Origin of the sequence: Bacillus sp. EB600 (genome assembly GCF_024494385.1) — a bacterium.
Taxonomy (GTDB): Bacteria; Bacillota; Bacilli; order Bacillales; family Cytobacillaceae; genus JAEVLT01.
The window spans coordinates 1-322 of record NZ_JAEVLT010000188.1 but is presented as its reverse complement, the minus strand read 5'-3'; the positions used below and the strand labels follow the sequence as shown (position 1 = coordinate 322).

The following is a 322-nucleotide window of genomic DNA, read 5'->3' as shown; positions in this document are numbered from 1 at the left end:
TGTCTCCGAGTAAGCGAAGAAAAAAACGGCAAAAATATTCAAAGCCAATCGTTGAAGAGTTTCTGGACTGGGTTGAAAAATCACCATTCTTCGACAAAAATGCGCTTTCTAAGGCAGCAGAATACACTCTAAATAGAGCGAATGGTTTAAAAGCATTTTTAATGGATGGACGTATCGAAATTGATAATAATCCAGCTGAAAATGCCATCCGTCCGAGTGTTGTTGGTCGCAAGAACTGGCTCCACTCAGTTAGTGAAGCTGGCGCAAAGGCCAACGCTATCAGTTTAAGTATGGCAGAAACTGCAAAAGCAAACGGTGTGGA

At 41.9% G+C, this 322-nt stretch carries 1 protein-coding gene; it reads left to right on the top strand.

Annotated elements, in window-relative coordinates:
• The coding region (locus tag JN080_RS29355; RefSeq protein WP_256239390.1) for an IS66 family transposase at positions 1–322 on the top strand (322 nt) is incomplete at both ends.